The organism is Stenotrophomonas sp. Y6, from assembly GCF_022436665.1.
GTDB classification, from domain to species: Bacteria; Pseudomonadota; Gammaproteobacteria; order Xanthomonadales; family Xanthomonadaceae; genus Stenotrophomonas; species Stenotrophomonas acidaminiphila_A.
Genome location: NZ_JAKUKB010000003.1, coordinates 53775 through 74591 on the forward strand (window position 1 = coordinate 53775; position 20817 = coordinate 74591).

General features: G+C 70.6%; 18 protein-coding genes. 7 read left to right on the plus strand and 11 right to left on the minus strand.

The features are described from left to right. Positions 1–68 precede the first annotated feature (68 nt). From pstS (MKP15_RS03645) to MKP15_RS03670, 6 genes are all read right to left on the minus strand, one after another. The gene (gene pstS / locus MKP15_RS03645; protein WP_104939172.1) at positions 69–1154 is read right to left on the minus strand and encodes a phosphate ABC transporter substrate-binding protein PstS; all 1086 of its coding nucleotides are present in this window, start codon (positions 1152–1154) and stop codon (positions 69–71) included. 292 nt (positions 1155–1446) lie between these two features. Then, positions 1447–2466, minus strand: a complete 1020-nt coding sequence (pstS, locus tag MKP15_RS03650; protein ID WP_104939171.1) for a phosphate ABC transporter substrate-binding protein PstS — start codon at positions 2464–2466, stop codon at positions 1447–1449. A gap of 518 nt (positions 2467–2984) precedes the next feature. Next, complete coding sequence (locus MKP15_RS03655) at positions 2985–4196, minus strand: OprO/OprP family phosphate-selective porin (RefSeq protein WP_240211804.1); 1212 nt, start codon at positions 4194–4196, stop codon at positions 2985–2987. Positions 4197–4579: 383 nt separating this feature from the next. Then, positions 4580–5215, minus strand: coding sequence for an endonuclease III (gene nth, locus MKP15_RS03660; protein WP_240211805.1), 636 nt, complete (start codon positions 5213–5215; stop codon positions 4580–4582). A gap of 137 nt (positions 5216–5352) precedes the next feature. Further along, complete coding sequence (locus tag MKP15_RS03665) at positions 5353–5703, minus strand: hypothetical protein (RefSeq protein ID WP_240211806.1); 351 nt, start codon at positions 5701–5703, stop codon at positions 5353–5355. An 11-nt stretch (positions 5704–5714) separates the two neighbouring features. Then, on the minus strand, positions 5715–6497 hold the full coding sequence (locus MKP15_RS03670; RefSeq protein WP_104939167.1) for an enoyl-CoA hydratase-related protein: 783 nt from the start codon (positions 6495–6497) through the stop codon (positions 5715–5717). 165 nt (positions 6498–6662) lie between these two features. Between MKP15_RS03670 and MKP15_RS03675 the strand changes: the two genes are divergently transcribed. The 3 genes from MKP15_RS03675 to MKP15_RS03685 all read left to right on the plus strand — a co-directional run bounded on the left by MKP15_RS03675 (position 6663) and on the right by MKP15_RS03685 (position 9259). Continuing rightward, a complete protein-coding gene (locus MKP15_RS03675) occupies positions 6663–7361 on the plus strand; it encodes an FKBP-type peptidyl-prolyl cis-trans isomerase N-terminal domain-containing protein (RefSeq protein WP_104939166.1) in 699 nt (232 codons plus the stop codon). Between the two features lie 183 nt (positions 7362–7544). Continuing rightward, positions 7545–8360: a CoA pyrophosphatase gene (locus MKP15_RS03680; protein ID WP_240211807.1), complete on the plus strand. Its 816-nt coding sequence runs from the start codon at positions 7545–7547 to the stop codon at positions 8358–8360. Next, a complete protein-coding gene (locus MKP15_RS03685) occupies positions 8357–9259 on the plus strand; it encodes a sulfurtransferase (protein ID WP_240211808.1) in 903 nt (300 codons plus the stop codon). The genes MKP15_RS03680 and MKP15_RS03685 overlap by 4 nt, the downstream gene beginning before the upstream one ends. 268 nt (positions 9260–9527) lie before the next feature. On the opposite strand, the gene MKP15_RS03690 is transcribed toward MKP15_RS03685, so the two are convergent. Continuing rightward, complete coding sequence (locus MKP15_RS03690; protein WP_104940223.1) at positions 9528–10088, minus strand: N-acetylmuramoyl-L-alanine amidase; 561 nt, start codon at positions 10086–10088, stop codon at positions 9528–9530. A 59-nt stretch (positions 10089–10147) separates the two neighbouring features. On the opposite strand from MKP15_RS03690, the gene MKP15_RS03695 reads away from it, so the two are divergent. The 4 genes from MKP15_RS03695 to MKP15_RS03710 all read left to right on the plus strand — a co-directional run bounded on the left by MKP15_RS03695 (position 10148) and on the right by MKP15_RS03710 (position 16850). Beyond that, on the plus strand, positions 10148–10675 hold the full coding sequence (locus MKP15_RS03695) for a hypothetical protein (RefSeq protein WP_240211809.1): 528 nt from the start codon (positions 10148–10150) through the stop codon (positions 10673–10675). A 140-nt stretch (positions 10676–10815) separates the two neighbouring features. Continuing rightward, positions 10816–12999, plus strand: coding sequence for a bifunctional 23S rRNA (guanine(2069)-N(7))-methyltransferase RlmK/23S rRNA (guanine(2445)-N(2))-methyltransferase RlmL (gene rlmKL, locus MKP15_RS03700; protein WP_240211810.1), 2184 nt, complete (start codon positions 10816–10818; stop codon positions 12997–12999). A gap of 156 nt (positions 13000–13155) precedes the next feature. Continuing rightward, positions 13156–15552 carry a TonB-dependent receptor gene (locus MKP15_RS03705; protein WP_240211811.1) on the plus strand — a complete coding sequence of 799 codons (2397 nt, stop codon included), beginning with the start codon at positions 13156–13158 and terminating at the stop codon, positions 15550–15552. 2 nt (positions 15553–15554) lie between these two features. Then, the gene (locus tag MKP15_RS03710) at positions 15555–16850 is read left to right on the plus strand and encodes an aminotransferase class V-fold PLP-dependent enzyme (RefSeq protein WP_240211812.1); all 1296 of its coding nucleotides are present in this window, start codon (positions 15555–15557) and stop codon (positions 16848–16850) included. 63 nt (positions 16851–16913) lie between these two features. On the opposite strand, the gene rnfB is transcribed toward MKP15_RS03710, so the two are convergent. The 4 genes from rnfB to MKP15_RS03730 all read right to left on the minus strand — a co-directional run bounded on the left by rnfB (position 16914) and on the right by MKP15_RS03730 (position 20744). Further along, positions 16914–17330 (minus strand): Rnf electron transport complex subunit RnfB, encoded by a 417-nt coding sequence (rnfB, locus tag MKP15_RS03715; protein ID WP_240211813.1) that lies wholly within the window; start codon positions 17328–17330, stop codon positions 16914–16916. A gap of 5 nt (positions 17331–17335) precedes the next feature. Beyond that, positions 17336–17926: an HAD family hydrolase gene (locus MKP15_RS03720; protein ID WP_104939159.1), complete on the minus strand. Its 591-nt coding sequence runs from the start codon at positions 17924–17926 to the stop codon at positions 17336–17338. A gap of 130 nt (positions 17927–18056) precedes the next feature. Continuing rightward, complete coding sequence (gene metG, locus MKP15_RS03725; RefSeq protein WP_240211814.1) at positions 18057–20150, minus strand: methionine--tRNA ligase; 2094 nt, start codon at positions 20148–20150, stop codon at positions 18057–18059. A 147-nt stretch (positions 20151–20297) separates the two neighbouring features. Continuing rightward, positions 20298–20744 (minus strand): DUF2147 domain-containing protein, encoded by a 447-nt coding sequence (locus MKP15_RS03730; protein ID WP_104939157.1) that lies wholly within the window; start codon positions 20742–20744, stop codon positions 20298–20300. Between the last annotated feature and the right edge of the window lie 73 nt (positions 20745–20817).

Below are 20817 nucleotides of genomic sequence, written 5' to 3' on the forward strand. Positions count from 1 at the left end.
GGAAGGACGGCGGAGGCGGTGCGGAGCGCCGCGCCCGCTGGGCGCGGCGGTGGCTCGCTAGGTCCCGGTCACTTGAACTCGCTGGCCCAGTAGCCCTCGATCTGGGTCACCAGTTCGGCCGGCAGCGGCACGTAGTGCAGTTCGTTGGCCTGCTGCTGGCCGTTCTCGAATGCCCACTTGAAGAAGGCCAGCGTGTCCTGGTTGCGCTTGGCATCCTTGGGCTGCTTGCGCATCAGCATGAAGTTGGTGGCGGTGATCGGCCACGCCTGCTCGCCCGGGGCGTTGGTGATGACCAAGTTGAAGTCCCTGGCGTTGGCCCAGTCGGCGCTGGCGGCCGCGGCGGCGAAGCTCTCGGCGGTCGGCTGCACCCAGTTGCCGGCGGCGTTTTGCATCGACGCGTATGGCATGTTGTTCTGCAGCGCGTAGGCCAGTTCAACGTAGCCCAGCGAGCCCTTGATCTGCTGCACGTAGGAGGCCACGCCCTCGTTGCCCTTGCCGCCGACGCCGTCGGGCCACTGCACCGAGGTGCCTTCGCCGACCTTGTCCTTCCATTCGCCGCTGACCTTGGACAGGTAGTTGGAGAAGTTGAAGGTGGTACCCGAGCCGTCGGAGCGGTGCACCAGGGTGATCTTGGTGTCCGGCAGCGCCACGCCCGGGTTGGCGGCGGCGATGGCCTTGTCGTTCCAGGTCTTGATCTTGCCCAGGAAGATGTCGGCCAGCAGCGTGCCGCTCAGGCGCAGCTGGCCCGGCTGCAGGCCTTCCAGGTTGACCACCGGCACCACACCGCCGATCGCCGACGGGAACTGGCCGAGGCCGGCCTGGGCCAGTTCCTCGGAGGACAGCGGCTTGTCGGACGAGCCGAAATCCACGGTCCCGGCCTTGATCTGGGCGATGCCGCCGCCCGAGCCGATGGACTGGTAGTTGATCCGCGCACCGGTGGCGGCGTTGTAGTCGGCCGACCACTTGGAGACCAGCGGGAAGATGAACGAGGCGCCGGCGCCGGAAATCTCGGCAGCGACCTTGTCGCCGGCGGCGGCGGGCGTTGCGGGGGCGGACGCCGCGCCGGGGGCGGAGTCGCTCTTGCCGCCGCAGCCCGACAGGCCCAGCGCGATGGCCAGGGAAAGGGCGGCAAGGCCGGTCGTGTGCAGTTTCATGCGGGAGCTCCATGGCGGCAGAAAGGCCGGCGCTGCCGGCGGATGCGGCTATGAAATGATGTTTTTGTTACAGCCTGATTACATGGGCTGGAAAACGGGGCGGCGGCCATGGGGGCGCGCGCCCGGCGGCGGTGTCGCGCCGGGAAAGCGGGCGCCTGCCGGGGCGGTCCCCGCGCGCGGCATCGCGCCCCGGTTCCCCTGCTTCCTGTCCGCCGCCGCCCACGCAAAAAAAAGCGCGGATCACTTGATCCGCGCCCGAGGCGACGAGGGAGAGGGCCCGCCGGCTCTTTACTCAGTAACGCATGTTCTGCTGCCAGTAGGTCTCGATCTGGCGGACCAGCGGGGCCGGCAGCGGCACGTAGTCCAGCTGGCGGGCCTGGGCGCTGCCGTTGGCATAGATCCAGCGGAAGTACTCGACGGTGGCCTTGGCGCCTTCCACGGTCTTGGGCTGCTTGCGCATCAGGATGAAGTTGGTGGCGGTGATCGGCCAGGACTGCTCGCCCGGGGCGTTGGTCATCACCAGGTAGAAGTCCTTGGCGTTGGCCCAGTCGGCGCTGGCGGCGGCGGCCGAGAAGGTCTCGTCGCGCGGCTGCACGAAGTTGCCGGCGGCGTTCTTCAGGCGCGAGAAGGTCAGGCGGTTCTGCAGCGCATAGGAGAACTCGACGTAACCGATCGCGCCGCGGATCTGCTTGACGTAGGCGGCCACGCCTTCATTGCCCTTGCCGCCGATGCCCACCGGCCACTGCACAGTGGTGCCTTCGCCGACCTGCTTCTTCCAGTCGGCGCTGACCTTGGACAGGTAGTTGGTGTAGTTGAAGCTGGTGCCCGAGCCGTCGGAGCGGTGCACGACGGTGATCTTGGCGTCCGGCAGGGTCAGGCCGGCGTTGAGGGCGACGATGGCCGGATCGTTCCACTTGGTGATCTTGCCCAGGAAGATGTTGGCAAGCGTCGGCCCGTCCAGCTTCATCGCACCGGCTTCCACGCCGGCCACGTTGATCACCGGGACCACGCCGCCGATCACCGACGGGAACTGCACCAGGCCCGCGGCGGCCAGTTCCTCGGGCTTGAGCGGGGCATCGGACGAGCCGAAATCCACCGTATTGGCCTTGATCTGGGCAATGCCGCCGCCCGAGCCGATGGACTGGTAGTTCACCTTCTTGCCGGTGGCGGCGCTGTAGTCGGCCGACCACTTGGACATGACCGGGTAGATGAAGGAAGCGCCGGCGCCGGTGACGTCGGCGGCATTGGCGGCGAACACGGACGACGCGGCGAGGATGGCGACGACGGCGCGCGATTTGATGGCGTGGATCACGAATGGCTCCTGGCAGGTGAATGTGCGGTCAGTTCCGCCCGGCGCCTATTCCATAACCATTCGATGACAACGCCGCGTCTGTCATGTGACGCGGACATGACAGGCGCCGCGGAGCCGGACCGGTGTTGCGGCGGCGGCCAGCGGAGGGCGGCGAGCCCGTGGCCTGCAGGTGGCGGGCGCCGTCGCCGGGCGCGACGCCGGTAGCGTGGGGGAGCTGGAAGACGCCGCAACGCCGCCGGCGACGGGCTGCCACGTGGCCTCGCGTAAGGCAGGAGCGGAGGGGGGCTCCCGCGGGTGGCGTGTCGGGGACCGTTGCGAGCGCCGTGCACAGTGCGCGATGCGCAAGGGCGAGGGTGGGGAGTGCGCCGGCCGGCAACGGCCACGCCGCGGCAACGGGCAACCCGCACGCCCGGCCGGTGGCCTGCACGGGCCGCAGCGCGGCACGCGCGAGCGGCGCAGGCTGAAACGACGAACGCCCCTTGCGGGGCGTCCGTGGTACAGCGTGGAGCGGGAGCCGCTTACCAGAAGAACTGCAGGCGGGCTTCCAGGATGTTCGGCTTGTCGGCGACGAAGCCGCGCGCGCTGGAGGAGTACTTCTTGCTGTCGACCATCACGTAGTTCAGCGAGGCCTTGAAGTTGGAGCGCCAGTACCAGTTGGCGCCGACGGTCCAGATGTCCATCTTGCCGCCCAGCACGCCGTCCACCAGCGGGGCGCCGCCGGCCACGGCCGGCGCGCGCAGGCCGCCGTCGTTCAGGTCGATGTGGTCGAAGCGCGCGCCCAGCTGCCACATGCCACGGCCCGGCTCGTCCGGCAGGCCCAGGCTCGGGGTGCCGCCCTTGTAGCCCCAGGTCTCGCCGGTGACGTTCCACACGCCGCTGACGTAGTAGCCGTCGGTGGTGTAGTTGCCGTGGTCGTAACGCTTGACCTTGGCGCTGTAGTACTCGCCCTGGGCCTTGAACGGGCCGTGCACGTACATCGCTTCGGCGCCGAGCGTGCCGATGCGGTCGGTGTCCTTCAGGTCGCCGCTGTCGACCAGGCGCACGGTGGCCAGGTCGGCGTTCGGGCGCGCGCGCAGGCGCAGGGTGTCGGCGTCGGTGTCGTAGTCGGCGTAGCTCAGGCCGAAGTGCAGGATGTTGCCCTTGTCGTTGATCGGGGCGAAGGTGCCGCGCACGCCGTAACCGCTGCCGTGGGCCAGGTTGCGGGTCAGCTCGCGGCCGAAGGCCGACGCGGTGAGCGACCAGTTGGCGTCGCCGATGCCGTAGCCCACGCCGAGGCGGCGGGCGACGGCGTAGGTGTTGGTCACGGTGGCCTTGGAAATGAAGTCGTTGTTCTTGGTGCTGGACAGTTCTTCCAGGCTGTTGGGCTGCTTGAACTGGCCGGCCTGCAGGAAGTGGTTGGCGTTGCCGCCCAGCTTGTACTTGAGGTTGGTGTCCAGGAACTTGTCGGCCTTGGCGTCGTAGCCGACCACCCACTCGACGTTGCCCGGGCCCTTGCCCTTCAGCACCAGCTCGGCGCGGCGCAGCTCGAACTCGCTGTCCTTGCCGTTCATCCCGGTGGTGCCGTTGAGGTCGGCGCGGTCGTTGCTGAACCAGTTGCCGTCAGCCTGTACCAGGCCTTCAAACGTGATCTCGGAACCGCCAATGACGTCGATGGCGACTTCGGCATGGGCAGCCGGCGCGAACAGTGCCGCGGCGACGGCCGCCGTGAGGAGTTGGCGATGCAGTTTCATGGGATGGGTAGCCTTGCAGGCAGGTTGAGGATGGTGTGCAGGCTAGGGCGTAAAGATTGCGTAAATGTGACAGTCCCGCGACCTGCGCCGGCTGCCGCGGCGCCCACCCCGGCGTAGTGGACGGATCGGCTGTTACCGGCAGGTGTCGCGCAGATGGCAGTCGCGTGCGCCGGCGGGCGGGCGGCCCGCGAGGGGACTGTCGGCCCCTGCATGGGCGCCGCGCGCGGCGGCCACGCGCGGCGGCATCAGGCGACGGTTTTGTCCTTGCAGTGGAACAGGTCGCGGATGACGCACTGCGCGTAGTGGAGTCTGCGCGCCGGCCCGCAGCGACGGATCGGCGCCATTGGGTCGATGCCGCGCCCGCGGCCGGCCCTGCCGCCGCCTCAGGCGACGGTTTTGTCCTTGTAGTGGCACAGGTCGCGGATCACGCATTGCGGGCAGTCCGGTTTGCGCGCCTTGCACACATAGCGTCCATGCAGGATCAACCAATGATGCGCATCCTGCAGGAACTCCGCCGGGATCACCTTCAGCAACCCGTCCTCCACCGCGCGCACGTCCTTGCCCGGCGCCAGCCCGGTGCGGTTGGACACGCGGAAGATATGCGTGTCCACCGCCATCGTCGGTTCGCCGAAAGCGGTATTGAGCACCACGTTGGCGGTCTTGCGGCCAACCCCGGGCAGCGCTTCCAGCGCGGCGCGGTCGGCGGGTACTTCGCTGCCGTACTTCTCCACCAGGATCGCGCAGGCGGCGATCACGTTCTTGGCCTTGGCGTTGTACAGGCCGATGGTGGAGATGTAGGGCTTCAGTCCTTCCTCGCCCAGCGCGAGGATCGCCTGCGCGGTGTTGGCCACCGGAAACAACTTGCGGGTGGCCTTGTTCACCCCGACATCGGTGGCCTGCGCCGACAGCGTCACCGCCACCAGCAGCTCGAACGGGGTGCGGTATTCCAGCTCGGTGGTCGGGTGCGGATTCAGTTCGCGCAGGCGGGTGAACATCTCACGCACTTCCGCGCCGTTCATGCGCCTGCTGCGTGACGCGCGCGCGCCCGCAGCGGCGCCGGCAGCGGGGCGCGCGCGCCCGGGCTTCGCCGCCGTCGTCATGCCGGCACCGGTGCCGGTTGCTGCCTTGGCCGCGGTGCGCGGGCTCGCCGGTTTCTTCATGGCTGCTTCGCCTTTGCCTGGGCGCGGGCCAGGATGGCCGCCGCGGCCGCGGGCAGGGCGGGTCTGCGGTCCGGCGCCGGCGGCGGTGCGCGCCGGGCCTCGCGCTCGGCGGCGCGCCGCGCCAGGCGCACGGCGCGGGCACGGTACCGCTCACGCGCCGCCCAGGCGCCCTGCAGCCGCTGCTGGGCCTGGGCCAGCCGTTGCGGCAGGTCCGGGTGCTGCGGGTCCAGCGTCGCGTCGCCGGGCTGCGGCGCGTAGTCCATCAGGCCGGCGTCGATCGCGGCGTCGAGGTTGTCGTCCAGCACGTACTGCAGCAGCTGGCGGGGGGATGCGGAAGCAGCGGGCATCGCGGTGCGGGTCAGCAGTTGCGGAATTCCGGGGCGCGGCGTTCCAGGAACGCGCGGGTGCCTTCGCGCATGTCCTCGGTGGAGAACATCAGCCCGAACTGCGCGCTTTCGTACTCCAGCCCTTCCTCGATGCCGCATTCGCCGCCGATATTGACCGCGTCGAGCATGCCGCGCAGCGCCAGCGGCGCGGCCTTGGCCAGCTGCGTGGCGATTTTCAGGGTTTCCGCTTCCAGCTCGGCGGCGGCGACCACGCGGTTGACGATGCCCAGCTGCTGGGCGCGGGCGGCGTCGATCGGCGCGCCGAGCAAACACAGTTCCAGGGTGGCGGCGCGGCCGGCCAGGCGCAGCAGGCGCTGGGTGCCGCCGAAGCCCGGGATCAGGCCGAGGTTGATTTCCGGCTGGCCGAGCCGGGCGCTGTCGGCGGCGATGCGCAGGTGGCAGGCCATGGCCAGTTCCAGCCCGCCGCCCAGTGCGAACCCGTTCACCATGGCGATCACCGGCCTGGGCAGGCGCTCGATGCGCCGCATCAGGCGCTGCCCGAGCAGCGAGAAGTCGCGCCCCTGGACCGCGCTGAGGCCGTTCATCTCGGCGATGTCGGCCCCGGCCACGAACGCCTTGGGGCCGGCGCCGGTCAGCACCACCACGCGCACGTCCGCGGCCGTGGCGGCGTCCGCGAACGCGGCGTCCAGCGCCTCCAGGGTCTGGCGGTTGAGCGCGTTGAGCTTCTCCGGGCGCTGCACGGTGATGGTGCGGACGCCGTCGCGGGTGTTGATCGAAACCGGTGCGTCGGACATGCGGACTCCACGAAAAGTTAAGAAAAAGTGATTGGGGAACTCCCGCCACGACCGTTGGTCAGAAGCCCTTGTCGTCAGTGGCGGTCCGCCGTTGTGGCGGCTATCCTAACCCGTCGCCTCTAGCGGCATGGTTGCCCTGAGACATCTTTCCTGGAGAACTGTTTGATGAAGTTGCGTTCTATCGCGGTCGCCGTGGCCGCCCTGGCCCTCACCGGCACTGCAATGGCCCAGGACGTCTCGTCCGAGAAGGGCAAGCTGAGCTACTACTTCGGATACGACTACGGCAACAACCTGGCCGAGCTCACCGGCCGCGGCGAACAGCTGGACATCGCCTCGGTGGTGAAGGGCCTGCAGGACGCGTACGCGAAGAAGCAGCCGGCGATCACCGCCGAGCAGCTGAAGCCGGCCGTCGAAGCGTTCCAGAAGCGCGAGCAGGGCCGTGCCGCGGCGGCCAAGGCCGAGTACGAGAAGGTGGCCGCGGAAAACAAGACCCGCAGCGACCAGTTCATGGCCGCCAACAAGGCCAAGGCCGGCGTGCAGACCCTGCCCAGCGGCGTCCAGTACCGCGTGATCGAGACCGGCAACGGCGCCAAGCCGACCCAGGCCAGCACCGTGCAGCTGCAGGTCGCCGGTCCGTTCCCCTACGGCCAGCGCCCGGAGAACGTGCAGGCCCACGACGTGCCGGCGCTGAAGCTGAGCGACGTGGAGATGCAGGCCATGCGCGAAGCGCTGCTGCAGATGCCGGCCGGCTCCAAGTGGGAAATCTCGCTGTCGCCGGACAAGGCCTTCGGTGCCGATCCGCGTACCGGCTTCCCGCCGAACGTGGCCGTCCAGTACGAAGTCAAGCTGGTCAGCGTCAAGTAACCACTGCCCGCAGTGGGCAGGACGAATGCGCCGGCGGCCAGTACGCCGGCGCATTTTTCATTGGGCTTCCCGGCGTTGCCTGCGCCGGGCATCCGCGCGCGGCGGCACGCCGCGATGACGGCCGCGACGCGGTGGCTGTCGCGCGGTACGCCCCGGTGCCCGCGTTCGCGCTAGGCTTGCAGGATGTCGCACTCGATGGATGCCACGCGCCGTGCCGTTTCCAGTCCCTGCATCGGAATCTGCTCGCTGGACCCGGCCGGCCACTGCCGTGGCTGCCTGCGCACGCGCGCGGAGATCGCCGGCTGGATGGGCATGAGCGAACACCAGCGCCGGCAGCTGATGCAGGACGTGCTGCCGCTGCGCGCGCGCGCCGCCGGTTCGCTGGCGGCGGCGCTGCCCGGGCACGAACGGCTGCTGCGCGCGTTGAACCCGCTGGCCGCCGCGCCTGCCGGCAAAGGCTGGAACCACGACGAGCTGGCCGACCTGCTGCCCCCGGGGCCCCCGGCCGAGGCCGCGGTGCTGGCCGGGCTGGTGCCGCGGCCGCAGGGCGTGCAGGTGCTGCTGACCCGCCGCACCGAGACCCTGCGCAACCACGGCGGCCAGGTCGGCTTTCCCGGCGGCCGCATCGAACCGGGCGACCGCAACCCGGTGGCGGCGGCGCTGCGCGAGAGCAGCGAGGAGATCGCGCTGCCGCATGAGCGGGTGCAGGCGCTGGGCTACCTGGATCCGTTCGTCACCATCTCCAGCTTCCGGGTGACCCCGGTGGTGGCGGTGATCGACCCGGCGTTCGTGCCGGTGCCGCAGCCTGCGGAAGTGGCCGAAGTGTTCGAAGTGCCGCTGGATTTCCTGATGGACCCGGGCAACCTGCGCCAGGTCGAGATCGACCACCGCGGCCGCGTCCGCCACGTGCTCGAGTACACCTGGCCGGGGCAGCGCATCTGGGGCGCCACCGCGGCCATCCTCTACAACCTGCGTCGCCGACTGGAGCAGACCCCATGAATGCCATCGCCCCGCCATGGACCACGCTGGTGGACGTCGCTTCGCTTGCCGCCGCCCTTGCCGCGCAAGCTCCGCGCCTGCTCGACGCCCGCGCCACCGCCAGCACCGCGCTGCGGCTGGTGGACGCGCGCTTCTCGCTGGCCGACCCGCAGTCCGGCGCCGCGCAGTATGCGGCGGGGCACCTGCCGGGCGCGGTGTATGCCGATCTCAACCGCGACCTGTCCGACCTGTCGCGGCAGGGCCACGGCCGTCACCCGCTGCCGGAAAGTGATGCCTTCGCCGCCACCGTGGGGCGCTGGGGCATCGGCCCGGATACCCAGGTGGTGGTCTACGACGCCGGCGACGGCAGCATGGCCGCGGCGCGGCTGTGGTGGCTGCTGCGGTTGATCGGCCACCGCCGGGTCGCGGTGCTCGATGGTGGGCTGGCGGCCTGGCAGGCCGCCGCGCAGCCGCTGTCGACCGACCCGGCGGAGGTGCCGGCGTTGCCGCCGTATCCCGGGCGCTTCGACCTGTCACAGGTTGCCGCTGCCGACGAAATCGCCGCGCGCCTGTCGCAGGCGCCGGGCTGGCTGATCGACGCCCGTGCCGGCGAACGCTACCGCGGCGAGGTCGAGCCGCTGGACCGGGTCGCCGGGCATGTGCCGGGCGCGCGCAACCGCCCGTTCGCGCTCAACCTGCGCGATGGCCGCTTCCGCCCGGCGGCGGAGCTGCGCGCCGAACTGGAACCGTTGCTGGGCACCTACGCGCCGGGCGAGTCGGTGATGATGTGCGGCTCCGGCGTCACCGCCTGCCACCTGCTGCTGGCCTTCGAGGTCGCCGGCCTGGGCGGGGCGCGGGTGTTCGCCGATTCGTGGAGTGGCTGGTCATCCGATCCCTCGCGCCCGGTGGCGCGCGCGTAGCAGCGGCCTGGGCGGCGAACGTGCCCGCCGGCGACGGCGGGCGTGGCGGTGCCTGCGCCCTGGCGGATTCCGGCGCGACTGCCGCGGCCAGCCAATGAACGGCTGTCCGCCGGCACCCACGGCTGTGCAGGTCTGCCCGGCCCGCCCGCTGGCGTCCACGGCAACGGCGCCCGCCGCGACGGGGCCTGCCCGGAATGGCGCTCCACCGCAGCGCCTGCCGCCATCGCCGGCGTCCGATGCATCCGCCCGGTCGCGGCTGAAGCCGCGCCTACGCGGCTGCCGGCAGGCGTTGCAGCGTGATCGCCGCCAGCACCGGGTCCCACGGGAACCGCGGCCCCGGATCGCGCTTGCGTGGCACCGTGCGCGCCGGGTCGTCGCTGGCCGCCACCTGCTCGGTGTCCAGATCCTCGTGGCCGGCGATCCAGCGCAATGCCGGCAGCCGCTGCGGCAGCCAGCGCAGCAGCGCCACCAGGGCGTCGATCTGGGCCTGCGGGTACGCCTCGTCCATCGCCTGGTGGCGCGAGTCCAGCCAGTGCGGGTAGCGGCCGCTGTTGACCAGTTCGATGCCGAGCGCGCGCGGGTTGATGCCGCGCACGTGGTGGGCGCTGCGTTCCGGCGCGACGTACTGGTGGATGCTGCCGTCGCGGTCGATGTAGTAGTGGCCGCTGTTGCCGGTGCCGCTGGCGTACAGCACGCGTTCGCCGTACGCGCGTGCCATCGCCAGGTCCGGCAGTTCGGTGCAGTGGATCACCACCAGGTCGATCGCGCCCGGTTCACGCAGCGCCAGCAGCGGCTCGTAGGGCAGGGGATCGATATGGATCGCGGGCATGGCGTGCATTGGCCGATGCTAGCATTGCCGCCCCGTCATGCTTCCCCCCACGGTGCCCCATGAGTCGCGGCCACTGCATCCTGTCCCATGGTTTCGAGAGCGGTCCCGACGCGACCAAGGTCACCGCGCTGGCCGAGGTGGCGCAGCGCCTGGGCTGGACCCATGAGCGCCCGGACTACACCGACCTCGATGCCCGCCGCGAGATCAGCGAAGTGGGCGACGTGCCGGGGCGCCTGCAGCGCCTGATCCGCCTGGCCGGCGAGGCCGCCGCGCGCGGCCCGGTGGTGCTGGCCGGGTCCAGCCTTGGCGCCTATATCTCCGCCATCGCCTCGCTGCAGGTACCGGTGCGCGGGCTGTTCCTGATGGTGCCGCCGACCCGGATGGGGCCGATGCCGGCGCTGGACGCGGCACCGGTGCCGACCAGCGTGGTCCATGCCTGGGGCGACGAACTGATCCCGCCGGCCGCGGTGATCGCCTGGGCGCAGGCCCGTGCCGCGCGGCTGCTGCTGGTCGACGACGGCCACCGCCTGGAACACCACGTCGACGCCTCGGCACGCGAATTCGAAGCCCTGCTGCAGGTCTTGTAACGGCTGCCGATCCCTTGGATGCGGGGCTTGCCCCGCATGTGGCTTCACCGGGAACGCTTCATGCGCGGCAAGCCCCGCATCTACATGGGCCCCGTACAATGGCGCCCCCGGCCCATTGCCGTTCCCCCGTGATGCCCCCCGTGAAATTCTTCGTTTCCTGCGCCAAGGGCCTGGAGTACCTCCTGGCCGACGAACTGCTGGCGCTCGGCCTGCCCCGCGCCACCGCGACCATCGCCGGGGTCAATGCCGAAGGGGAACTGCGCGACGCCCAGCGCGTGGTGCTGTGGTCGCGCCTGGCCAGCCGCGTGCTGTGGCCGCTGGCCGAGTTCGACTGCCCGGACGAGGGCTCGCTGTACCAGGGCGTGCTGGCGATGCCGTGGGAAACGCATCTGGACGCCGAATTGACCCTGGCGGTCGATGCGCATGTCTCCGGTGACGCCATCACCCACGCGCGTTTCGCCGCGCAGCGGATCAAGGACGCCGTGGTGGACCGGCTGCGCGGGCAGGGACTGGAGCGGCCGTCGGTGAACGTCGAGTTGCCGGACGTGCGCATCAACCTGTCGCTGCGCAAGGGCCGGGCCACGATCTCCATCGACCTCGGCGGCGGTTCGCTGCACCGGCGCGGCTGGCGCCTGGCGCAGAACGATGCACCGCTCAAGGAAAACCTGGCCGCCGCGGTGCTGCTGCGCGCCGGCTGGCCGAAGATCCACGCCGAAGGCGGCGGCCTGCTCGACCCGATGTGCGGCGGCGGTACGCTGCTGATCGAAGGCGCGCTGATGGCCGCCGACGTCGCGCCCGGGCTGCAGCGTTATGCGGATCCCTCCGCAACGGCCCGGCCATCCATGGCCGGACTTTCCACCAGGCCGCCGAGCCGCTGGCGCGGTTTCGACCAGGCGCAGTGGCGCGAACTGGTGGCCGAGGCGCGCGAGCGCGAGCGCGTCGGCCGCGCCGCGTTGAAACAGGTCATCCACGGCAGCGACCTCGACCCGCAGGCGATCCGTGCGGCCAGGCAGAACGCCGAGGAAGCCGGTGTCGGCCAGGCCATCTGGTTCGGCGTGCGCGACGTGGCCGACCTGCAGGTGCCGCCGCAGGAAACCGGCTGCGTGGTCTGCAACCCGCCCTATGACGAGCGCCTGGCCGCCGACGCCGCGCTGTACCGCCGCCTGGGCGAGGCGCTCAAGCGCACGGTGCCGCAGTGGCGCGCCAGCCTGCTGTGCGGCAACGCCGAGCTGGCCTTCGCCACCGGCCTGCGCGCGCGCAGGACCTACCAGCTGTTCAACGGCGCCATCGAGTGCACGCTGATCGTCTGCGACCCCATCGCGGTGGCCGGGCGCGCGGACGACGGCCAGCCGCGGGAACTCAGCGAGGGCGCGCAGATGGTGGCCAACCGTCTGCGCAAGAACCTGAAGAAGTTCAAGAGCTGGCGTGCGCGCGAGAACGTGAGCTGCTTCCGTGCCTACGACGCCGACCTGCCGGAGTACGCGGCGGCCATCGACGTCTACCAGGAGGACGGCGGCAAGCGCCGCATCTTCCTGCACGTGCAGGAATACGCCGCACCGGCCACCATCCCCGACGCCGACGTGCGCCGCCGCCGCAACGAGCTGCTGGCCGCGGCGCGCGAGGTGTTCGAGGTGCCGGCCGAGCAGGTGGCGCTGAAATCGCGCGAGCGCGGCAAGGGCGGCAGCAAGTACGGCCGCTTCGAGCAGCGCGGCGAGTTCATCCTGGTGCGCGAGAACGAGACGCTGCTGCGGGTGAACCTGTTCGACTACCTGGACACCGGCCTGTTCCTCGATCACCGCCCGCTGCGCCGGCACATGGCCGCGCAGGTGCGCGGCAAGCGTTTCCTCAACCTGTTCTGCTACACCGGCGTGGCCAGCGTGGAAGCGGCGGTGGCCGGCGCGGCCGCGACCACCAGCGTCGACCTGTCCGGTACTTACCTGCAGTGGTGCGCCGACAACCTGGCCCTGAACGGCATGGGCGGCAGCCGCCACCAACTTGTGCAGGCTGATGCGATCCAGTGGCTGGAGGCCGAGCAGCGCCAGTACGACGTGATTTTCTGCGACCCGCCGACCTTCTCCAACTCCGCGCGCGCCGAGGACTTCGACGTGCAGCGCGAGCAGCTGCGCCTGTTGCGCGCGGCGGTGGCGCGGCTGGCGCCGGGCGGCGTGCTGTACTTCTCCAACAACTTCCGCCGCTTCAAACTCGAAGAGAACGCCATCGCCGGGTTCGCGCGCTGCCGCGAGATCAGCGCCAGGACCATCGGTCCGGATTTCGAACGCAACGCCCGCATCCACCGCGCGTGGGAGCTGCAGCGGCTGGAGTGACGCACGCGCCGGCATCGCCAGCCGGCAACATGCCAAAGCCACTTTCTGCATGAAGCAGATGCAGGGCTTCTGTCATCGGCGGGAAACGCGCGGCGCCGACCATGCGCGCCGCGGGTCGGCATTGCCGGCCCGGTTCCCTGCCTACCGGAGTCCGAAGTGAAGCGTTGCCTGTTGACGATGGCCGTTGGCGCCGTCCTGCTTCCCCTTGCCTGCACCGACGCGCGCGCCGCCACCGCTACCGCCGCTGGCGCTGACGTGGCCGCCCAGCCGACCACCCTGGACGCGATGATCGTCACCGGCACGCGTGGTTCCAACCGCACCCAGTTCGACACGCTGGCACCGGTGGACGTGTTCTCGCAGGAGGAAATCCAGGCCGTCGAGTCCACCGACCTGTCCGACGTGCTGGCGCAGCTGGTGCCGTCGTTCGTGGTGCAGCGCCTGCCGATGGCCGATGGCCAGGTGTTCGTGCGCCCGGCCACGCTGCGCGGCCTGTCGCCGGACCAGACCCTGGTGCTGGTCAACGGCCGCCGCTTCCATCGCTCGGCGCTGCTCGGCTCGCGCGGTGCGCAGGGGCCGGATCTTTCGCAGATCCCGACCAGCGCGATCAAGCGCATCGAGGTGCTGCGCGACGGTGCCTCGGCACAGTACGGTTCCGATGCCATCGCCGGCGTCATCAACATCATCCTCGACGACAGCATCGGCAGCGAGTTCACCCTGGGCGCGTCCGAGTACGCCGAGGGCGACGGCAGCGCCCGCCGCTTCGGTGCCCGCACCGGCGTCGGCCTGGGGCAGGCCGGCGTGCTGTCGCTGTTCCTCGACTACGACACCGCCGATGCCACCTCGCGCAGCCGCCAGCGCCCCGACGCGATCGCCTTCCAGAACGCACACCCCGAGCTGCAGGTGCCCGATCCGGTGCAGCGCTGGGGCCAGCCCGACCTGGAAAACCGGCGGCTGGGCTTCAACCTGAAACTGCCGTTCGGGCAGACCGCCGAGGCCTACGCCCATGGCCTGTACAACAGCGGCGAGGGGGTCAGCGATTTCAACTGGCGCAATCCCGACGGCACCGCCTCGGTGTACAGGCCGACCGCGGTGTTCCCCGGCTGGGACGTGCGCAGCCTGTACCCGACCGGCTTTTCGCCCAAGTACGGCAGCGACTACGACGACCTGCAGCTGGTGGCCGGCGTACGCGGCCAGTTCACCCCCGATCTGAGCTGGGACGTCAGCGGCGCCTATGGCCGCAACCGCATCGAGTACACCCTGGACGAGTCGATCAACGCCTCGCTGGGCCCGGCCAGCCCGACCGCGTTCTACCTGGGGCGGCTGTCGCAGGTGGAGAAGAACCTCAACGCCGATTTCGTCTACGCACTGCCGCTGGCGGCGCTGCCGGCACCGCTGAACATTGCCTTCGGCGCGGAGTTCCGCGAGGAAACCTACGGCGTGGATGCCGGCGACCCGGCGTCGTACGCGATCGGCCCGGGCGCGGCGGCCGGGCTGGCCGGCAACTCCAACGGCGCGCCGGGCTTCGGCCCGGACAACGCCGGGCGCTGGAGCCAGCGCAGCCATGCCGCCTACGTGGACGTGGAGGCGCCGGTGAGCGCGCGCTGGAATGTCGGCGCAGCCGCGCGCTACGAGCGCTTCTCCAGTTTCGGCGGCACCCTCGACGGCAAGCTCTCCAGCCGCTTCGAGATCACCCCGGCATTCGCGCTGCGCGGCTCGGTGTCCACCGGCTTCCGCGCACCGACCCCGGGCCAGCTGTACACCACCAGCACCGTGCAGGGGCTGGACACGGTGACGCTGCAGGTCTTCACCTCGGGCCGGCTGTCGCCGAACGATCCGCTGGCGCGCCTGCTGGGCGCCCGCGCGCTCAAGCCGGAACAGTCGCGCACCGCGTCCCTGGGGCTGGCCTGGCGCAACGAGGCCGGTCTGTCCGGCTCGGTGGACCTGTACGACATCAAGGTCACCGACCGCTTCAGCCAGTCGGCGTCGTTCCAGATCCCGGCCGGGGTGCCCAACCCGATGGGCTACACCTCGGTCAGCTACTTCACCAATGACTTCGATACCACCACGCGCGGCGTGGACCTGGTGGGCAGCTGGGTGGGCGACGCCGGCCCGGGCCAGCTCAACCTGACGCTGGGCTGGAACTACAACCGCACGCAGGTGGACAAGGGCGCGACCAGCGTCGCCACCAGCCAGACCCAGCGGGTGATCTTCGAGGAACGGCTGCCGCGGCAGAAGGGCACTTTCAGCGCCAACTACGACATCGGCAACTGGACCGTGCTGGGCAAGCTGCGCCATTACGGCGCCTGGACCGATGCCACCGGCAATGCCACCGGCGACATCTTCCAGCGCTTCGGCGACATGCAGTTCTTCGACCTGGCGGTGGCCTACCGCTTCAATGCGGGCAACAGCCTGCGCATCGGTGCCGACAACCTGTTCGACCGCTACCCGGACGAGGCGGTGTTCCAGGCCAGCCGCGGCCTGGTGTACTCGCGCAATGCGCCGTACGACACCGACGGGCGCAATGTCTATGCCGAGTACCGGGTGGCGTTCTGAGCATGGACGGCGCACGACGACGCCTGCTGCGCGGTGCCGCGCTGATGCCATTGGCCGCGGGCGCGCCGGCGATGGCGACGGCTGCCGCGCCGGCGCTGCCGGAGCCGCCGGCGGGGGTGTCGCCGGCGCAGCTGGCCGGCGATGAAACCTACTGGGCGGCGGTGGCGGCCCAGTACGACCTCGGCGACGAAGTGGTCATGCTCGACAACGGCTACTGGGGGGCGATGGCGCGGCCGGTGCTGCAGGCGTACGCGCAGGCCACCGTCGAGGTGAACCGCGGCAATGCCTGGTTCGGGCGGGTCGCGTTTCCGCAGCGCATGCGCGTGGTGCAGCGGCAGCTGGCCGACTTCCTCGGCGTGGGCGAGGACGAGGTGGTGCTCACCCGCGGCGCGACCGAAGCGCTGCAGGCACTGATCGGCGGCTACAACCGGCTGCGCCCGGGCGACCAGGTGCTGTATGCGGACATCGACTACGACAGCACCATCACCGCGATGCAGTGGCTGCGCGCGCGACGCGGCGTCGAGCCGGTGGCGATCGCCCTGCCCGAGCCCTGCGGCCATGCGCAGGTGCTGGAGGCCTATACGCAGGCGCTGCAGCGCAACCCGCGCCTGAAACTGATGCTGCTGACCCAGGTGAACCACCGCAACGGCATGCTGCTGCCGGTGGCGGAGATCGCGGCCATGGCCCGCGCCCGCGGCGTGGACGTGATCGTCGATGCGGCCCATGCCATCGGCCAGGTCGAGACCCGCATCGACGGCCTGGGCGCGGACTTCGTCGGCATCAACCTGCACAAGTGGATCGGCGCGCCGGTCGGCGTGGGCGCGATGTACGTGCGCCGCGGACGGGTGGCCGACATCGACCCGTACATGGGCGATCCGGATCGCGGCATCGCCAGCCGCGTGCATACCGGCACCGCCAATTTCGCCGCGTTCCTGGCGCTGCCGGCGGCGCTGGCGTTCCACCAGCGCATCGGCACCGCAGCCAAGCGCGCGCGCCTGCTGCGCCTGCGCGACCAGTGGCGCGACGCGGCACGCGCGCTGCCGGGGCTGCAGCTGCTGGGGTCGGACGAGCCGCGGCTGAGCAGCGCGATCGCCTCGTTCCGGCTGGTGGGGCAGGTCACGCTGCAGCAGAACATCGGCGTGGCCCGGCGCCTGCTCGAGGAGCACGGGGTGTTCACCGTGCACCGCGACGGCCTGGCGCACGGCGCCTGCGTGCGGGTCACGCCGGGCATCTTCACCTCGCCGGCGCAGATCGACCGGCTGGTGGCGGGGCTGCGCAGGCTTGCCGGTGCCGCCTGACGGCATGCATGGGGATGCGGGACGGCCGTGGGGCGGGGACAGGGCCCCACGGCCGCGCGGCGTTCATGCCGGCTGCAGCACGATGCAGTCCACCGGGCAGGGCGGGAGGCACAGTTCGCAGCCGGTGCACAGGTCGGCCAGCACGGTGTGCATGAACTTGGCGCCGCCGACGATGGCATCCACCGGACAGGCCTGGATGCACTTGGTGCAGCCGATGCAGTCGGCCTCGACGATCACCGCGACCTGTGCCGGCGCGTGCGTGCCGCGGCTGCGGTCGTAGGGCCGCGCCGGCACGCCCAGGATGTGCGCCAGCGTGCGGGCGCCGGCGTCGCCGCCGGGCGGGCAGTGGTCGATGCCGGCTTCGCCGCGCGCCATCGCCGCGGCATACGGGCGGCAGCCGTCGTAGCCGCACTGCCCGCACTGGGTCTGCGGCAGCACCCGGTCCAGGCGTTCGATCAGGGTGTCGTGGGTGTCGTGCATGGGGATCAGGAAACCGGCCTGCCGCGGTACCAGCGTTCGTGCGCCAGGGCCAGCATCGGCCTGTCCTCGCGGCTGTCGCCATAGGCGTGGATGCGCTGGAACGCGCCCAGGTCGAACCGCCGGCGGATATGCGCCACCTTGCGTGGCCCGCAGTCGCCATCGGCGTAGCGGCCGGTGAGGCGGTTGTCCTGCACTTCCAGCCGGTTGCAGATCAGCTGCAGGCCCAGCTGGTCGCACCACGACTGCAGGTACAGGTCGATGGAGGCCGAGACCACCGCCACCGTGTGGCCCTGCGCCCGGTGCCACTGGATCTGCTCCAGCATCTCCGCGCGGACCATGCCGGGCAGGTGGTCGCGGGCATAGTCGCTGGCCATCTGCGCGATCTCGCCGGCGTGGCGGCCGCTGAACACCTGCGCGGTGACGCGGCGGCGGATGCGCGTGGCCGAAATCAGCTTCAGCCGATAGGCCAGCAGCCACGGCCCGACCCGCCACCATGCCTGCGCGCGCTGCTCGGGCGTGGCCACGCGACGCAGGAACCGGCTGTAGGTGTCGCAGACGGTGATGGTGTGGTCGAAATCGAACAGGGCCAGTTCCATGGTTCCAGTGCCGATGCGGGGCGTTCTCTGGCAAAGGGGACGCGATGCGGCCGGGGAAAGGGCAGGCGCGGAGCGTGGCCCCGGGCCCGCATGCGCAGGCCCGCGACCGCCGGCCGTACCGCTGCCGGGGTCAGCGTACCGGCATGCCCGGCTGCGCGCCGGCATCGGCGTCGAGCAGGGCCAGCGCGCCGCCGTCGAAGCCGGCTGACAGGATCATGCCTTCGCTGAGGCCGAAACGCATCTTGCGCGGCGCCAGGTTGGCGATGAACACCACGTTGCGGCCCACCAGCGTTTCCGGCTCGCCGTAGCTGCCGCGGATGCCGGAGAAGATCTGCCGCTGGCCGAGGTCGCCGGCGTCGAGCAGGAAGCGCAGCAGCTTGTCCGAGCCCTCGACGAAGCCGCACTCGAGCACCTTGCCGATGCGCAGGTCGAGCTTGGCGAAGTCGTCGATGCCGATATACGCGGGCGTCTCACCGTCGGCCTTGGGCTCGGTCTTCGCTTCCACCTTGGCGGGCTTTTCGGCCTTGGCCGGCTTGGCCTCGGCGGCGGGCGGGGAAGTCAGGGTGTCCCTGGATGCGTCGGTCATGGCGTCGATCATCTTGGGGTCGATACGGGTGAACAGCGCCACGTAGGGCGCGATGGTGTGGGCGGTGAGCGGGACGGCGATGTCGGCCCAACCGTGCATCGGCGCATTGAGGAAGCCCTCGGCCTGCAGCGCGGTGGCCGGCAGCACCGGCTTGAGCGCGGCCACCAGCACGCGGAACAGGTTCAGGCCCTGGGTGCAGACCGCCTGCAGTTCGGCCCCGGCGCCTGACCGGCCGTTATCAAGCTCCTTGGCGATCACCCACGGCTTGGCGTCGTCGATGTACTTGTTGGCCTCGTCGGCCAGCGCCATGGTCAGGCGGATCGCGGCGGCCGGGTCGTTGCGCTCGTAGGCCTCGCGCACCGGCGCCAGCGCGGCGACGAAGCGGTCGTACTGGGCCGGGTCCGGCAGTGCGTCGGCCAGGCGCCCGTCGAAACGCTTGGAGATGAAGCCGGCGCAGCGGCTGGCCAGGTTGACGAACTTGCCGACCAGGTCGGCATTCACGCGGGCGCTGAAGTCGGCCAGGTTCAGGTCCAGGTCGTCGACGCCGCCGGAGGACTTGGCGGCGAAGTAGTAGCGCAGCGCTTCCGGCGCCAGGCCAACGTCCAGGTAGGTGCGGGCCATGACGAAGGTGCCGCGCGACTTGCTCATCTTGGCGCCGTCCACGGTCAGGTAGCCGTTGACGTGCAGCCTGGTCGGCGCGCGCAGGCCGGCGCCGTGCAGCACCGACGGCCAGAACAGGCCGTGGAAGTTGACGATGTCCTTGCCGATGAAGTGGTGCAGTTCGGTGCTGCTGTCGGCGGCCAGCACCGCGTCGAAGTCGTCGCCGGTCTTCGCGCACAGGTTGCGGAAGCTGGACAGGTAGCCGATCGGCGCGTCCAGCCACACGTAGAAGTACTTGCCCGGCGCGCCCGGGATCTCGAAGCCGAAATAGGGGGCGTCGCGGGAGATGTCCCAGGCGCGCAGCCCGCCCTCGGCGTCCAGCCACTCGGCCAGCTTGGCCTTCACCCCCGGCAGGGCGACGTCGCCGGCCAGCCAGTCGCGCAGGAAGTCCTGGAAGCGGCCGACCTCGAAGAAGTAATGCTCCGAATCGCGGATCTCGGGCGTCGCGCCGGACACCACCGACTTCGGGTCGATCAGGTCGGTCGGGCCATAGGTGGCGCCGCAGACCTCGCAGTTGTCGCCGTACTGGTCCGGCGACTTGCACTTCGGGCAAGTGCCCTTGATGTAGCGGTCGGGCAGGAACATGCCCTTGGCCGGGTCGTAGAACTGCGCCACCGAGCGGCGGCTGATATGGCCGGCGGCGTCGAGCCGCTGGTACAGCGCCTCGGTCAGCTCGCGGTTGGCGGCCGAGTTGGTCGAGTCGTAGTGGTCGAATTCGACCCCGAAGGCAAGGAAATCGCGCTCGTGGCTGGCTTGGATGTTGGCGATGAAGGTTTCCGGGCTGACCCCGGCCTTCTCCGCGGCCAGCATGATCGGCGTGCCGTGGGTGTCGTCGGCGCACACGTACCAGACCTTGCCGCCCATCAGCCGGCGCGCGCGCACCCAGATGTCGGCCTGGATGTAGCCGACCAGGTGGCCCAGGTGCAGCGGGCCGTTGGCATAGGGCAGGGCATTGGTGACGAGCGCGGTACGGGTCATGGCCGTTGGCAGGAACAGAGGGGACCGCCGATTATCGCATGCCGCGCCGCGGCGACCGGTAAACCCGCCCCGTACGCGCGAAACCCGGCCTGGGCCGGGTTTCGCGGGGGGCTGCCGGTGGCGTGCCGGGGTACGCCGGCGGGCGGGTTACATCCGTTCCCACACCTGCGACTTGCAGATGAAGGCGATGCAGCCGGAGACCTGCAGTTTGCGGCCGCCTTCGATCAGCTCCATCTTGGACTTGTAGACCTTGCCCTCGTCGGGCTTGAGGATGCTGCCGCCGCTCCACTTGTTGGCGCCGTCGGCGCGCATGCCGCGGATGATCTCCATGCCGGTGATCGGCTTGCCCTTGCGGTCGTCGCTGCACTTGTCGCAGGTCGGGTTGGGGCGGCTGGGGTTGAGCAGCTCGACGATGCGGCCATGCAGCGCGCCGTTGCTGGTGCGGCTGATCTCGACGATCGACTTGGCCCGGTGGGTGTCCGGGTCGATCTGCCGCCAGCGGCCTTCGGCGCTGGTGTTGTCGGCCTGGGCCGCGGTGATGCCGGCCATGGCCAGCGGCAGGGCCAGCAACAGGGTCTTGAAGGTCTTGCGCATGTGTCCCCTCCCAGGGCGGATGGCGTGGTCAGGAGCGACCGGGTGCAGGCGAATGTATACCCATTCGCTGCGG

Excerpts from the sequence above, each read along its gene's own strand:
- pstS (WP_104939172.1), bottom strand. The coding sequence starts at position 1,154 with ATGAAACTGCACACGACCGGCCTTGCCGCCCTTTCCCTGGCCATCGCG.
- MKP15_RS03655 (WP_240211804.1), bottom strand. The coding sequence starts at position 4,196 with ATGAAACTGCATCGCCAACTCCTCACGGCGGCCGTCGCCGCGGCACTG.
- nth (WP_240211805.1), bottom strand. The coding sequence starts at position 5,215 with ATGAACGGCGCGGAAGTGCGTGAGATGTTCACCCGCCTGCGCGAACTG.
- MKP15_RS03665 (WP_240211806.1), bottom strand. The coding sequence starts at position 5,703 with ATGCCCGCTGCTTCCGCATCCCCCCGCCAGCTGCTGCAGTACGTGCTG.
- MKP15_RS03670 (WP_104939167.1), bottom strand. The coding sequence starts at position 6,497 with ATGTCCGACGCACCGGTTTCGATCAACACCCGCGACGGCGTCCGCACC.
- MKP15_RS03675 (WP_104939166.1), top strand. The coding sequence starts at position 6,663 with ATGAAGTTGCGTTCTATCGCGGTCGCCGTGGCCGCCCTGGCCCTCACC.
- MKP15_RS03680 (WP_240211807.1), top strand. The coding sequence starts at position 7,545 with ATGTCGCACTCGATGGATGCCACGCGCCGTGCCGTTTCCAGTCCCTGC.
- MKP15_RS03685 (WP_240211808.1), top strand. The coding sequence starts at position 8,357 with ATGAATGCCATCGCCCCGCCATGGACCACGCTGGTGGACGTCGCTTCG.
- MKP15_RS03690 (WP_104940223.1), bottom strand. The coding sequence starts at position 10,088 with ATGCCCGCGATCCATATCGATCCCCTGCCCTACGAGCCGCTGCTGGCG.
- MKP15_RS03695 (WP_240211809.1), top strand. The coding sequence starts at position 10,148 with ATGAGTCGCGGCCACTGCATCCTGTCCCATGGTTTCGAGAGCGGTCCC.
- MKP15_RS03710 (WP_240211812.1), top strand. The coding sequence starts at position 15,555 with ATGGACGGCGCACGACGACGCCTGCTGCGCGGTGCCGCGCTGATGCCA.
- rnfB (WP_240211813.1), bottom strand. The coding sequence starts at position 17,330 with ATGCACGACACCCACGACACCCTGATCGAACGCCTGGACCGGGTGCTG.
- MKP15_RS03720 (WP_104939159.1), bottom strand. The coding sequence starts at position 17,926 with ATGGAACTGGCCCTGTTCGATTTCGACCACACCATCACCGTCTGCGAC.
- metG (WP_240211814.1), bottom strand. The coding sequence starts at position 20,150 with ATGACCCGTACCGCGCTCGTCACCAATGCCCTGCCCTATGCCAACGGC.
- MKP15_RS03730 (WP_104939157.1), bottom strand. The coding sequence starts at position 20,744 with ATGCGCAAGACCTTCAAGACCCTGTTGCTGGCCCTGCCGCTGGCCATG.